The 12,121-nt window shown below is 45.4% G+C and carries 14 protein-coding genes; 7 read left to right on the forward strand and 7 right to left on the reverse strand.

The genetic code is table 11. From position 1 onward, the window contains the following. The first annotated feature begins 1 nt into the window (after position 1). The gene (locus SPK40_RS07685; protein WP_330960030.1) at positions 2 to 1,645 is read left to right on the forward strand and encodes an electron transfer flavoprotein-ubiquinone oxidoreductase; all 1,644 of its coding nucleotides are present in this window, start codon (positions 2 to 4) and stop codon (positions 1,643 to 1,645) included. Here the strand turns inward: SPK40_RS07685 and cutA are convergent, their stop codons facing one another. Continuing rightward, the gene (cutA, locus tag SPK40_RS07690) at positions 1,646 to 1,978 is read right to left on the reverse strand and encodes a divalent-cation tolerance protein CutA (RefSeq protein ID WP_330960031.1); all 333 of its coding nucleotides are present in this window, start codon (positions 1,976 to 1,978) and stop codon (positions 1,646 to 1,648) included. Between the two features lie 13 nt (positions 1,979 to 1,991). Beyond that, complete coding sequence (locus SPK40_RS07695; protein ID WP_330960032.1) at positions 1,992 to 2,618, reverse strand: LysE family translocator; 627 nt, start codon at positions 2,616 to 2,618, stop codon at positions 1,992 to 1,994. Positions 2,619 to 2,996: 378 nt separating this feature from the next. On the opposite strand from SPK40_RS07695, the gene rpoS reads away from it, so the two are divergent. Together rpoS and SPK40_RS07705 are read left to right on the forward strand one after the other, a co-directional pair. Then, positions 2,997 to 3,872 carry an RNA polymerase sigma factor RpoS gene (rpoS, locus tag SPK40_RS07700; RefSeq protein ID WP_248142351.1) on the forward strand — a complete coding sequence of 292 codons (876 nt, stop codon included), beginning with the start codon at positions 2,997 to 2,999 and terminating at the stop codon, positions 3,870 to 3,872. A gap of 154 nt (positions 3,873 to 4,026) precedes the next feature. Next, positions 4,027 to 4,572: a DUF1439 domain-containing protein gene (locus SPK40_RS07705; RefSeq protein ID WP_248142349.1), complete on the forward strand. Its 546-nt coding sequence runs from the start codon at positions 4,027 to 4,029 to the stop codon at positions 4,570 to 4,572. Between the two features lie 124 nt (positions 4,573 to 4,696). Here SPK40_RS07705 and chrA read toward each other — a convergent pair whose 3' ends face one another. After that, positions 4,697 to 5,905 (reverse strand): chromate efflux transporter, encoded by a 1,209-nt coding sequence (gene chrA, locus SPK40_RS07710; RefSeq protein ID WP_330960033.1) that lies wholly within the window; start codon positions 5,903 to 5,905, stop codon positions 4,697 to 4,699. A gap of 125 nt (positions 5,906 to 6,030) precedes the next feature. Here chrA and SPK40_RS07715 point away from each other — a divergent pair, with 125 nt between their 5' ends. Both SPK40_RS07715 and SPK40_RS07720 read left to right on the forward strand, forming a co-directional pair. Beyond that, entirely contained in the window at positions 6,031 to 6,942 is a 912-nt protein-coding gene (locus SPK40_RS07715) for a LysR family transcriptional regulator (protein ID WP_248142345.1), read from the forward strand. 131 nt (positions 6,943 to 7,073) lie between these two features. After that, positions 7,074 to 7,577, forward strand: a complete 504-nt coding sequence (locus tag SPK40_RS07720; protein ID WP_330960034.1) for an OmpA family protein — start codon at positions 7,074 to 7,076, stop codon at positions 7,575 to 7,577. A gap of 21 nt (positions 7,578 to 7,598) precedes the next feature. Here SPK40_RS07720 and SPK40_RS07725 read toward each other — a convergent pair whose 3' ends face one another. Beyond that, the gene (locus tag SPK40_RS07725; RefSeq protein WP_330960035.1) at positions 7,599 to 8,720 is read right to left on the reverse strand and encodes a 1-acyl-sn-glycerol-3-phosphate acyltransferase; all 1,122 of its coding nucleotides are present in this window, start codon (positions 8,718 to 8,720) and stop codon (positions 7,599 to 7,601) included. A 192-nt stretch (positions 8,721 to 8,912) separates the two neighbouring features. On the opposite strand from SPK40_RS07725, the gene SPK40_RS07730 reads away from it, so the two are divergent. Then, on the forward strand, positions 8,913 to 9,590 hold the full coding sequence (locus SPK40_RS07730) for an AraC family ligand binding domain-containing protein (protein WP_330960036.1): 678 nt from the start codon (positions 8,913 to 8,915) through the stop codon (positions 9,588 to 9,590). A gap of 77 nt (positions 9,591 to 9,667) precedes the next feature. On the opposite strand, the gene SPK40_RS07735 is transcribed toward SPK40_RS07730, so the two are convergent. Both SPK40_RS07735 and SPK40_RS07740 read right to left on the reverse strand, forming a co-directional pair. Beyond that, a complete protein-coding gene (locus SPK40_RS07735) occupies positions 9,668 to 10,093 on the reverse strand; it encodes a hypothetical protein (RefSeq protein ID WP_330960037.1) in 426 nt (141 codons plus the stop codon). 187 nt (positions 10,094 to 10,280) lie between these two features. Next, positions 10,281 to 10,811, reverse strand: a complete 531-nt coding sequence (locus tag SPK40_RS07740; RefSeq protein ID WP_330960038.1) for a nicotinate-nicotinamide nucleotide adenylyltransferase — start codon at positions 10,809 to 10,811, stop codon at positions 10,281 to 10,283. 182 nt (positions 10,812 to 10,993) lie between these two features. Here SPK40_RS07740 and nadE point away from each other — a divergent pair, with 182 nt between their 5' ends. Beyond that, positions 10,994 to 11,833: an ammonia-dependent NAD(+) synthetase gene (nadE, locus tag SPK40_RS07745; RefSeq protein ID WP_330960039.1), complete on the forward strand. Its 840-nt coding sequence runs from the start codon at positions 10,994 to 10,996 to the stop codon at positions 11,831 to 11,833. A gap of 77 nt (positions 11,834 to 11,910) precedes the next feature. Here the strand turns inward: nadE and SPK40_RS07750 are convergent, their stop codons facing one another. Beyond that, positions 11,911 to 12,069 (reverse strand): YoaH family protein, encoded by a 159-nt coding sequence (locus tag SPK40_RS07750; protein WP_248142337.1) that lies wholly within the window; start codon positions 12,067 to 12,069, stop codon positions 11,911 to 11,913. Between the last annotated feature and the right edge of the window lie 52 nt (positions 12,070 to 12,121).

Consider the following 12,121-nt stretch of genomic DNA (forward strand, 5'->3'; position numbering starts at 1 on the left):
CATGGAGAGGGAAAGTATGGCATTCGATGTGGTGATAGTTGGTGCCGGGCCGGCAGGACTAACCGCAGCGTGCAAGCTGATGCAGCTTGCGAATGAACACGGGCGAGAATTATCTGTTTGTGTGATCGAGAAAGGAGCAGAAGTTGGATCTCATATCATCTCAGGTGCGTTGTTTGAACCCCGGGCTCTGGATGAACTCTTCCCGGACTGGTCTGAACGAGACGTACCGCTCGGTACACAAGTAAAGGATGATCAGGTTTATTGGCTCACAAATCAGTATAACCAGCTCAGAATGCCTTCACTCCTCATTCCGTCTCCGCTGCATAATGAAGGTAACTATATCATTAGTTTAGGAGAGCTCTGCCGTTGGCTCGCCCAACAAGCGGAGGAACTCGGTGTTGCAATCTTTCCGGGCTTTGCAGCGGCGGAGTTACATCTGAATGATTCCGGCGCCGTCGCGGGCATCATCACCACTGATATGGGGCGTGATAAGCAAGGGGCTGAAAAACAAGGCTTTCAGCCCGGAATTATTCTGGAGGCGAAATACACAATATTTGCTGAAGGTTCCCGCGGTCATCTGGGTAAACAATTAATTCAACGTTTTGACTTAGATGAGGGAAAGCAGCCACAACATTTCGCCATTGGTTTTAAAGAGCTCTGGCAAATTCCGTCAAAACAGCATCAGTCGGGACTTGTGGTGCATTCAACAGGCTGGCCGCTCAGTACGACCGGGACCTCAGGCGGCGGTTTTATGTATCACCTGGGTGACAATCTTGTTTCTGTCGGCCTCGTTACTGATCTCAATTACAGCCACCCTTATCTCAGTCCATTTGATGAGTTTCAGCAAATGAAACATCATCCTTTGTTTGCTGGTTATTTAGAAGGCGGCGAGCGCATTTCTTATGGTGCCAGGGCAATCACCAAAGGTGGTTACTTATCACTGCCCAAGCAAAGTTTTCCGGGGGGATTACTGATTGGGTGTGATGCCGGCACACTGAATGGTGCGAAAATTAAAGGGTCACATACGGCAATGAAATCCGGCCTGTTGGCTGCAGAAGCGACTTTTACTGAGCTTATGTCAGACAACATGCACACTGCGCCTGACTATCAGACGTTGTTTGAAGCTTCCTGGCTGAAAGAAGAGCTTTATCAGGCGAAGAATTTCAGTGCCGGTATTCATCGTTTCGGTCCGTTACTTGGCGGAGCACTGGCGGCGCTTGAGTTTAATGTGGTGAAAAAGCCGCTGTGGTCAGTTCAGGACAATAAACTCGATCATGAAACGCTGAAAACAATCCAACAGGTGAAGCCGCTGATCTACCCTAAACCTGACGGTAAACTGAGTTTTGATCGCACTTCTTCAGTTTTTTTATCGACCATCAAACACGAAGAAAACCAGCCGTGTCATTTACGGCTGGCTGATCAGAACATTCCGATTGAAACGCATTTATCGCTCTATGATGAGCCGAGTCAGCGTTACTGCCCGGCTGGAGTCTATGAAGTTGTTGAGAAAGCGGGTAAGCCAGTCTTCCAGATTAATGCCGGAAATTGTATCCACTGTAAAACCTGCGATATTAAAGACCCATCGCAAAATATTCAGTGGACTCCGCCTGAGGGAGGCAGCGGTCCAAACTATCGTTCTATGTGATTAACGAGATAAGGACTGGGTTTCTCCCCGAATCCAGTTCAGATAAGTACGATATCCGTCTCTTATAGGTAAACAGATAATTTCTGGCGTCTCATAATTATGATTCGCCAGAATATCCGCTTCTACTGCCTGATAAAGAGCGGTTGTCGTTTTAATGATCACTAGTTTTTCTTGATCCGACTGGATTTGTCCCTTCCAGTGGTAGTAACTATCAATAGACTGAACCTGCACACAAGCAGCCAGCTTTTGGTTCAGCAGAGAGTGGATGAGCTTCTCACCCACGCTTTCATCTGAGAATGTGGTCATAACGACACAAAACGTTTCATTTGACACCGGTACTCTCCATTTATCGTTGAGTCATCGCGATCTTGGCACTCAGGGCGACCAGTAATCCGCCGGAAACACCTTCGATGGCTTTCGTATAACCTGTCATTTTCGGGTTACCAAATACAAAATTACCCAGCATGGCATACATCAGATTAATGACTGTGGCTAATACACTGAATACAACACCCAAAACCAGCAACTGTGTGGTGACATCACCCGCTGCGACATCAACGAACTGCGGCAAGAAAGAGAGGAAAAACAGCGCGACTTTTGGGTTTAGAACACTGACGATGACACCCTGCTTGAAAACGTTTGATGTGTTTTCTAATGTTGATAAGTCAATGAGCTGACTTTTTCCCTTGATGCAGTTTCTGATTGATGAAATACCCAAGTAAAGAAGATAAGCGGCACCTAAATATTTCACGATACTGAATAAAAGAGCTGAATTCAGTATCAGCGCGGACAAACCCAGGACTGCCGCCATCGTATGTCCTAAATAGCCGACACCTAAACCCAGTGCTGCCTGAATGCCAGATCGCATTTTTCCGCGCATTGTATTGGATACAATATAAATAACATCAGGCCCCGGCACTAAGTTAAGGCTTATTGATGCTAATGAAAATAATAACAATGTTTGCAATTCCATTTGTCCCTCACAACTGTTCAGACTATTGTTTGATAAACAAGTGTTTCATTTGTAATGGTGCATGACCTCAAAATTAAATGGTCAAATTATTTTAAATATCTGAACTATAAAGCATCATTTGCTATAAAAAATCAACCTCAAAGTAGCTCATGCCGAATGTTGGATGATACATAAAAAATTCGAACCTCAAAAAATATTCCATATAAGAACAAAGGTGTGACTTTTCTGCCCCCCTAATAACAAATAAATATACCTTTCAGGCAACTTTGTGCTTTCTGTGAATAGCTTGTGAACCGTCTGTGTGTTAGTGTTTTATGGTACTGCAATAAAAACACCAAAATTAGTAAGCTTGCTCTAACCTTGTAGAGGGGATCAGATATGGATGTCAATACACAGGAATTAAGTAGCTTTGATACCGATGTGATTCATTTGTATTTGCAGGAGATTTCTCACAAATCTTTATTATCTAAAGAAGAGGAAATTCATTACAGCCGAAAGAGTTTAGCGGGTGACCCACAGGCCAAATCAGTCATGATTGAAAGTAACCTGCGTTTGGTTGTCAGCATTGCAAAAAAATATCGTGGCAGCACCATGCAATTGAGCGATTTAATTGATGAAGGAAATATCGGTTTGATTACCGCAGTAGAAAAGTTTGATCCGGAAAGAGGGTTCCGTTTCTCAACTTATGCGACGTGGTGGATTAAACAGACAATTGAACGAGCAATTCACAATCAAGCCAGAACAATTCGCCTGCCTGTGCATGTTTCAAAAGAAATTAACACCATATTGCGAACGCACAAGCAGTTGATGAAAAACAGCAATCAAGAGCCGACACACGAACAGGTTGCTGAAAAAATGCAAAAAACTGTTGAAGAAATTTCGGAAGTGCTGTCTTACGACACTCCTGTCGTTTCTATCGATCAATCTTTATCGGACGACAGCAATTCCAATTCGATCGCATCTTTTATAGCTGACACCAACATTACATCGCCAGATACCTCTCTTGATCAATCTGATATTCATGCACTGGCAGTTACCATGCTGAAAACGCTGAATGAAAGAGACAGAGAGATTCTGTGTCGCCGTTTTGGGTTACTTGGTTATGAAGCACAAACCCTTCAGGAGGTCGCTGAAGAAGTCGGGCTCACACGAGAACGAATTCGTCAGCTGCAAGTCAGTTCTCTGAACAAGCTGAAGAATGCACTTCAGCGCGAAAATTACAGCCTTGAAGTGTTGTTTTCTGAAACCGCTTAAGATTGTATCTGTCTGAAGTAAAAGCCTGACCATCTGTCAGGCTTTTTTAATTGGTCATTTTTAACACGATGCTGACATGCTAACTGCTTGGCAGGCTTTAGTATCTTCACCATAATTGGGGTTATCCCTTTCACAGCGAAGCAGTATTGAGATCATGATTTTTAGAAAACTGTGTTTTATCACATCTGTCATCTTTTTGACGTCATGCGCCAGTTACAGCATTACGGAACAAGATGTTCAGGGCTATCTGGATAAGCAAGCAAAAGTAGAGCAAAAAGTTAATGTGGGCAGCTTTGTCCAGGCACATGTCCTTTTCAACGATATCAAAGTGGGGATTGGCCGTGCCGCATCAGATCGCATCAATCTTGAAGCCAAATCTAAAGCAGATATCAGTATCAAAGGTCAGCCTCAGCAAAAAGTCGCAATCAATGTTAACTTTAGTGCAATCCCCTACTACGACAAAAGCGAAGGCGCAGTCTATCTGAACAATCTGAAGGTTGAATCGCTGGATATCTCACCAAATACTTTAGGGCCGTTTGCCAGCAGTCAGGTGCTTTCACCATTGATTGAGATTGTTGGGCAATATCTGCTTAAAATCCCAGTTTATAAGCTTCAGGAAGAAGATTTTAAACAATCACTTCTGAAGACCGCTCGTCCGGAGCTGAAAATCAAAAATCATGCTTTAATCATTCAGATCTGAGTAGACTTAGCTGAAAGAGGTCTCTGAAACAATTCTGTTCTCAGGACTTCTTTCTTTTTTCTTTCATCATATAAAGTTATAGTGCGTTAAGACGAAAAGCAACACACCTTGCGCTGCTGATAATCTACGACATTGCACTGACAAACACAAACCCAATCAGTAATAAAGCCAATAGCCAAACCGGCATATTACGAAACTTCAGTAAATAAAAGCCGCTGCAAACTACAATCACATCCCAGAGACTGTTGATTGATGTTGAGAGCACAGGGTCAATCCAGGCACCAATTAAGAGCCCGACAACAGCAGCAGTAATCGTTTTGATGGAGAGCTGTAACCGCTGATACTGTAAAAGCCGTTGCCAGGCCGGAAGAAATGCAAACAATAACAGGCTACCCGGCAAAAAAATGGCAATTGTGGCCAGCACACTTCCCCATAATGGCGTTTCAGGCATTGACGCAGCACCAAGAAAACTAGCCATGGTAAACATGGGTCCGGGCACGAGCTGTGCCGAAGCATAAGCGCTGATAAAGGTATCTGCATCAATCCAATGCTGAACCAAAGGTTCGAGTAACGGCAGTACTACATGCCCGCCACCAAAGACAAAACTCCCCGCCTGATAAAAGCTGTTGAAGATATCCCAGGCTTTGGCATACCCACTCAGCAATGGTAACCCGATGAGCATCACAACAAACATCATCAGCGGGAGCCAGTTCAGCCTCATCATTTCATTTTCAGCATGCTGAACCATCCGCTTCACGGGCGTTTTGAACGAAAGTACATAACCCAGACACGCAGCAATCAGAATCGGCAATAATTGACCACTTAATCCTGAAGAAAAAAAGACACTGACTGCAGTGCAGACAGTAATGACAAACATCAGCACATTCGTCAGATTTTTCCTGACCATCCCCAGCAAAGCATCTGCAACCACAATCACGGCCAGGAGTTTTGCTGCCTGAATGACGTGATATACCCATGCCGCCTGCGTGTTTTGACTGTCAAGAATTGCAAGAACGGTCAGCAAAATAGCGGATGGCAATGTAAACCCAAGGAATGCCGCAACAGCGCCCCAGTAGCCGGCCTTTCTGAACCCGATAAACATGCCAAGCTGACTACTCGCTGGTCCGGGTAAAAATTGGCATAAAGCCGTCGCCTGAGAAAAGTCACTATCATTCAGCCACTGTTTTTGCTGAACAAATGTTCGTTGAAAGTAACCCATATGGGCTGCAGGCCCGCCAAAACTACCCAGGCCTAAAACCAGGAAAGACCAAAACACCTGCAAAACGGGTTCTAGTGATGAATAGCACTTTTTAATCACTGAATCTCTGATCATAGCTACCGAAATATACCTTGATTGTTTACACTAGAAAACAATGTAAAGCGCGATACACGCTCTTTACCGTAAAAATGACAATTCTATGTCTGATGTATGTATGAAATATTTCAGGTAATTCCTTCATGCTGGAAAATTTGCAACAAATGGTGATCCTGGCTTCAGTCAGTCATGAGCAGAACTTTACCCGGGCCGCAGAACACCTGGGTATTTCCAAATCCCAGGTCAGTAAACAGATTCGCTTTCTGGAAGAAAGATTAGGTTGTCAGCTGGTTCAACGCAGCACACGCACCGTGGCACTGACTGACATCGGCCTACAATATGCTGAATTTGGGCAACAACTTCTGGATACAGTCAAAGAAGCCGAAGCCATGGTGGCAGGATACCGGAATGAAATAAAAGGTGTGTTGCGTATCGGTGTCGCGCAGTCATTCGGAAACACCAATATCACCCCTGCGATGGTGGCTTTCCAGCGTGAAAATCCGGAGCTTGAACTGGAGATCAGTCTCTTCGATCACCGCCCCAACCTGCTCGAGGAAGGTTTTGATTGCTGGCTGGCAATACACGAACATCCTCCTGAAGGCATGGTTGCGAAAAAGCTGGTTGACTGTGAATTTATGGTTGTCGCCTCTCCTGACTATATTGCCCGGTACGGTCAACCCACCTCACCGGCTGATCTCAGGAAACATAACTGTATTACCTATGAAAGCCGTGAGCGAAAATATGTTCAGTGGGAGTTCGCCAGAGAAGGCGTGAAAGAGTCAGTTCGCGTTACTGGCAGTTACCGAATCAACAATGCGCCCGCTGTTTTGGAAGCAACCAAAGCCGGCGCCGGCATTGCTTATCTGGCCACTTACCTCATTCATGATGAACTGAAAACACAGCAGCTGGTTCAGCTGTTACCTGAATGGAAACCCGAGTTGGCATTACCCATGTATGCGGTTTACCCCAGACATAAGTATCTTGCACCTAAGGTGCGTGCATTTATTGACTTTATGGCTGAGTGGATGAACACCCATCCATTTCAGCCAGGCTGACACCGAAAAATTTCGTCTTAGAACTGCAGTTGAGGAACCGGGCGGACTGTTCTACACCTATAAGAAGTTCAGACAGGTGCCCGGTCATGTTACTTAACTTCAGACACATTTCAGGAAACTCTCCATATTTCATGATGTTGTCCGCAGTCCTCTTTTTTTCTGGTTGCGCAACACAGGAAGAAAAGACGCCTGCTGTCACCACTTCAGCCCCCTCAGCAGAAGTTCAAACGACAGAACCACCGCCGGCCCCAAAAGTCATTCTGACGGAAATCCCGGAAGTTCGGGAAACAGTCTACTTTGACCCTGGCAGTTTTGAATTATCACAACAGGAACAGTTGAAAATTGACCCGATTGCTGTTCGTCTCAGACGACACCCGGACAGCAATGTGATTGTGATTGGACACAGTTCTGAAAGCGATAATGAAGAAGATAATATGGCCCTGTCTTACGAACGGGCCTTCAGTGTCGCAATCTATATTGCTTCAGTGTATGGCATTGAAGAAGAACGAATCCAGGTGGTTGCACAAGGACAAGGTGACCCGGTCACTTCTGGTTCGAACAGCCGGGTCGAGTTGATCTCACCAGAGACTGTGGTCAGAACTTTAGAAACATCCACGGATGACAAAGAGTTCTGAACCACACTCCTGTGATATATATCAGTCAGATGAGCACTGATTTTTCTTGCGCGCCGGAAAGGCATACATTTGCTTCATAATCTCGGCAACACTGTCGGGTTGTGCGGCCAGCTTTGCTGCGAATTTCGCTTTTTCATCTTCAGTGACTGATGCATCATCCATATCAGCTGCAATCAGATTTGCAGGGAAAAGATGATAGATGTTGGTGATCTGACGGTCAATTTCATCCGCCAATGCTTCCGGTGATTCAAAAGGTTCCGTAATAACATCACCAAAGCTGACATGTACCCGACGCTTTTCACCAACAATCCCCTGCACAATGCTTTCGATGTCTTCGAACTCACCTTTCTCATAAGTACCGGTGGTACGCTTCGCATCCAGCTCTACCGCTTTGGCCAGGTCACACGGGTCGTTTTCATAAGAAATCGCAACAGGCACAATGTGCAGCTGAGACATAAATTCCGCAAACGACTGCTTACGCTTGCGGCCTTCCATATAGAACATCTTCAGCAACGCAGGATCTGTCTTATCATTGCCATCCTTTGCACGCCCTTCTTTTTGAGCAATCCAGATGGAGTGACCCGTTTCAATCGAGTGGGTAATGTAGTCTGACAACAATCCCAGAGCTTTCATCATCTCACGCGGCGCTTTTGCGGAGCGTTTGACAATGAAACTTTTATTCAGGCGCATCAACTCAGTTGCACAAGGCTTTTTCAGCAGATTATCACCAATGGCAATACGAACCGTATTCATCCCGTTATGGTACAGGCACCAGTTCACCATGGCCGGGTCCATCGCAATGTCTCGATGGTTAGAAATAAAAAGATAGGCTTTATTCGGGTCAAGCTTATCCAGACCAGAATGTGTGACACCGTCACAGGAATGTTCAATGGTCGCAGCCATATACTTCGCCACTTGCAACTGCACGTCTTCAACAGACTTCACGCTGGACCACTTACGAACAAGAAAACGCTTGATCAACGGACGTAACAGCCAGCCGAACACACCGGAAAGCTGCCGGAAACGGTAATTCAGGATAGCATTGATGAATTCATCGTCATTGATTAAACGCTGAATCGCCCCACTGACTTCTGCATCATTGTAAGGACGGATGTCTTGATAAATATCGTTCTCTGTTTGCACTATTTTGCTTCGTCTAGTTTAAAACCGCGCTATTCTACGCAGATTTGTTGATTTACCCAATGATCGGCCACAAACACTCTAATGGTTGGAGGTCTGACCAATCAATCATTTTCTTTTCCGGCAAAGTTATCTGATCTTGACCCTTCGGATAAAACCGAACACTATGTGCGGGCTTTAATTCAGAGGAACACCATGAACCAGGCTATTGAATACTCTCAGGTTGAACAGGCATTTCTCCATGTCGGTTCCCGCAGGAAAAACATCACCGCATACCTTATTGTCGTCCGTCAGGGCATTGCTCTTGTCCGTCTTGGTAAACATGAGTACACATTGACCGCAGGGACAGGCTTTTGGGTTCCGTTTGAATGCCTGCACGCACTCACGGTTTTGCCTGGATGTCACTATGACAAAGTTCAATTCTCTGCCAGATTGCACCAGCCACTCTGCGGACAAGCCGGCTTTATCCGTCTCAGTCCGCTTCTGTTGGCGTTGCTGGATGAACTCCGCCGCGCACATGTTTCTCCTCAGAGCAATGATAGCCCTGAAAATCGTTTATTAGCGGTTGTTGCTGATCAGGCTGCTCTGTTCAAGCCGACCACCGAGCGACTGTGCCCGGCTTTGCCAGCAAAACTGCAATCTGTCCTCAGCGAGCTGCTTGAGGGACAAACCACAGCGTCCTCAGAGCAATTAGCTTCCGTCGAAACGATACTTGGCATCAGTATCAGTGAACTGACAGCTTGCTTACTTATTCGGGAAGCACAGAAACTTTCTCGCTCAGGCAGAAAAGCCGAACAGATCGCTCAAGATCTGAAGTGCCAATTAGACCATCTTCAGACGCTAGCCCAAACCCTGACAGGCCGGGAATTCTGAAATTTTTGCTCAATATCGCGCTAAAAAAAGACCCAGTTGCCTGTTTCAGACAACCGGGTCTTTATTCTCTGTCAGTTTTACTGAATAGGAATCTCGATCTGAAGCATCACACCATCCTTTTCGTCTTCATGCCACATGTAGTCCAGACGATATTTGGTGGACTGACTGTCATTTGAACCCAGCCCTACGCTCATCAATACACCATGTTTCCTGACCCATTCTTTCGCGTCTTCAAAGGTCAGGATATCCAGATCCTCATACTTTTTTGGCAGCCACAAACCCACCCCGTAAAAAGTTGAAGATGTATTTTCTTTGATCAGCGGCTCGCCTGATTGCGATTGCCAGTTATCCCAGAAAGAGCTTTCTTTTACATCATGTTCTGCGTTCCAGTGAACACTGCTTTCACCTGTCGCAAACTGTTGCGTTGACGTCGCAGCGCCTTGTCCTGCATCCAGTGGTTGTACACAGGTCGACAAATAGGCGCCTCGCTCGTCTTCTGACATCGACTTCAGCTGATTTTGACTATAAAAATGACAAGGCAAAGCATTTGCTGAAAACGAAAATGACCACAACCCAATATGCAAAAGAGCGAAGTGAAATTTTCGAATATAAGCACTCACAAATGACCCTTAATGATAGTTGCCATACCCATGAACCAGAGGCGACCTAAACACTGCGATTGTTTTATTTTCAGCCAGAATTCTGAGCATAATATTGCTCTTGTGCGATTATTCTAACGACACCGGGCGTCGTTAAATGTGAAATTGACCCATTTTTGACAATATTATCACGAATAGTCGTACTTCTGATTGGAACCGTTTCCGGGCAAGCCAATATCTGCCATTTCATCAGAATATCATTCGCCCTGTAAAACTTTGAAAAATTGAGGAAATTATCAGGACCAACGACAAAGGTCAGTTCTGAATCCGGATATTTTACCTGTAATGATTCAAGCACATCGTAAGTCGTTACGACCTGATCATTTTTTGCAATTTCTTCTTCAATACGACAAAGAGACAAATTAGGCAGCTTTAAGTCAGCAATAAAAGCATCAATGAGTTTGCAACGGGATTCATATTTTAGCATGACTTTTCCCCAGGCATGAGAATAACTGGGTAATAATAAAACCAAATCAAAATGCGATAATCGTTCCAGAACAGATTTGTGTCCCAGACTTGGTGGATTAAACGCGCTGCCAAACACAGCGATTTTATTTGTCATGCATCTATCGCCTCACTACCGCGCAGAATAATATGAAAAATACCATTTTCTTTATCATTCAGCATTGATCCAACTACAGAGTTATCGCATGATTTTATAAAAGGTTTAATACAATTTTACGCTGAAGCCACGATTCGGTGTCAAATGCCCAGAAAATGGCCAAAGTGAAGAGGATTCAAGTCATGGAACAACTGATCCGCGCAGAAATGCAGGTTCTCCCAATCATTAATGCGGAGTTTGAAGTTCAGCGCCGCGTTGCCTTCATCCAGAAGAAACTGAAGCAAGCAAACTGCAAATCCCTGGTACTGGGAATCAGCGGCGGTGTTGACTCCACAACTTGTGGGCGCCTTGCGCAACTTGCGGTAGACGGACTGAATCAGGAAGCGCAGTCTTCAGATTATCAGTTTATTGCCGTACGCCTGCCTTATGGTGAACAACATGATGAAGATGAAGCGCAGCTGGCACTTCAGTTTATCCAGCCCTCGCATTCAGTCTCAGTCAATATCAAAAACGGTGTTGATGGCACACATGCCGCTACGCTGGATGCTCTGGCCCATACAGATCTGATCCCTCAGGATGAAGGCAAAGTCGACTTCGTCAAAGGGAATGTCAAAGCACGTACCCGCATGATTGCACAGTATGAAATTGCCGGCCTTGTTGGCGGCCTGGTACTGGGAACTGACCATTCCGCTGAAAACATTACGGGGTTTTACACCAAATGGGGTGATGGTGCATGTGACCTTGCCCCCCTCTTTGGCTTAAGTAAACGTCAGGTTCGCCAGATTGCAGATTATCTGGGCGCACCACACGAACTCGTGCACAAAGTTCCGACGGCAGATTTAGAATGTCTGACGCCGCAGAAAGCCGACGAAGATGCACTCCAGCTGAGCTATGACGAAATTGATGATTTCCTCGAAGGAAAAGCAGTCAGCGATTCGGTCAAAGAAAAATTAACCGGTATTTATCGCGCAACCCAGCATAAGCGACAGCCCATTCCGACGATCTACGACGACGCAGAATAACGGCAACTCTCAAACATTCAAAAAGGGGCTTTGCGATCATGCAAAGCCCCTTTTCTATAAACACAGTTCCAGGCAGATTAACTTTCTTTGCTTTCGCTTTTTTCCTGGCGGATCTGCTCAGCAACTAATCTAATCGCTTCGCCGCTGCTCATACCTGTTGCCATCAGCTCATGAATTTTCTCTGCTGCTTTTTGCTGCTCTGCATGAGACAGAGAAACAGACGAGTCACCAAACATAACGGGTCCTGTACATCAATCTGAAAGGGAGGCTATTCTAACGACTCTTCCG

The organism is Photobacterium sp. 53610, from assembly GCF_036409375.1.
GTDB lineage: Bacteria > Pseudomonadota > Gammaproteobacteria > Enterobacterales > Vibrionaceae > Photobacterium.

Bases quoted from the DNA above. Each gene is read 5' to 3' on its own strand.
- SPK40_RS07685 (WP_330960030.1), top strand. From the start codon at position 2: ATGGAGAGGGAAAGTATGGCATTCGATGTGGTGATAGTTGGTGCCGGG.
- SPK40_RS07695 (WP_330960032.1), bottom strand. From the start codon at position 2,618: ATGGAATTGCAAACATTGTTATTATTTTCATTAGCATCAATAAGCCTT.
- rpoS (WP_248142351.1), top strand. From the start codon at position 2,997: ATGGATGTCAATACACAGGAATTAAGTAGCTTTGATACCGATGTGATT.
- SPK40_RS07705 (WP_248142349.1), top strand. From the start codon at position 4,027: ATGATTTTTAGAAAACTGTGTTTTATCACATCTGTCATCTTTTTGACG.
- chrA (WP_330960033.1), bottom strand. From the start codon at position 5,905: ATGATCAGAGATTCAGTGATTAAAAAGTGCTATTCATCACTAGAACCC.
- SPK40_RS07715 (WP_248142345.1), top strand. From the start codon at position 6,031: ATGCTGGAAAATTTGCAACAAATGGTGATCCTGGCTTCAGTCAGTCAT.
- SPK40_RS07720 (WP_330960034.1), top strand. From the start codon at position 7,074: ATGATGTTGTCCGCAGTCCTCTTTTTTTCTGGTTGCGCAACACAGGAA.
- SPK40_RS07730 (WP_330960036.1), top strand. From the start codon at position 8,913: ATGAACCAGGCTATTGAATACTCTCAGGTTGAACAGGCATTTCTCCAT.
- SPK40_RS07735 (WP_330960037.1), bottom strand. From the start codon at position 10,093: ATGTCAGAAGACGAGCGAGGCGCCTATTTGTCGACCTGTGTACAACCA.
- SPK40_RS07740 (WP_330960038.1), bottom strand. From the start codon at position 10,811: ATGACAAATAAAATCGCTGTGTTTGGCAGCGCGTTTAATCCACCAAGT.
- nadE (WP_330960039.1), top strand. From the start codon at position 10,994: ATGGAACAACTGATCCGCGCAGAAATGCAGGTTCTCCCAATCATTAAT.
- SPK40_RS07750 (WP_248142337.1), bottom strand. From the start codon at position 12,069: ATGTTTGGTGACTCGTCTGTTTCTCTGTCTCATGCAGAGCAGCAAAAA.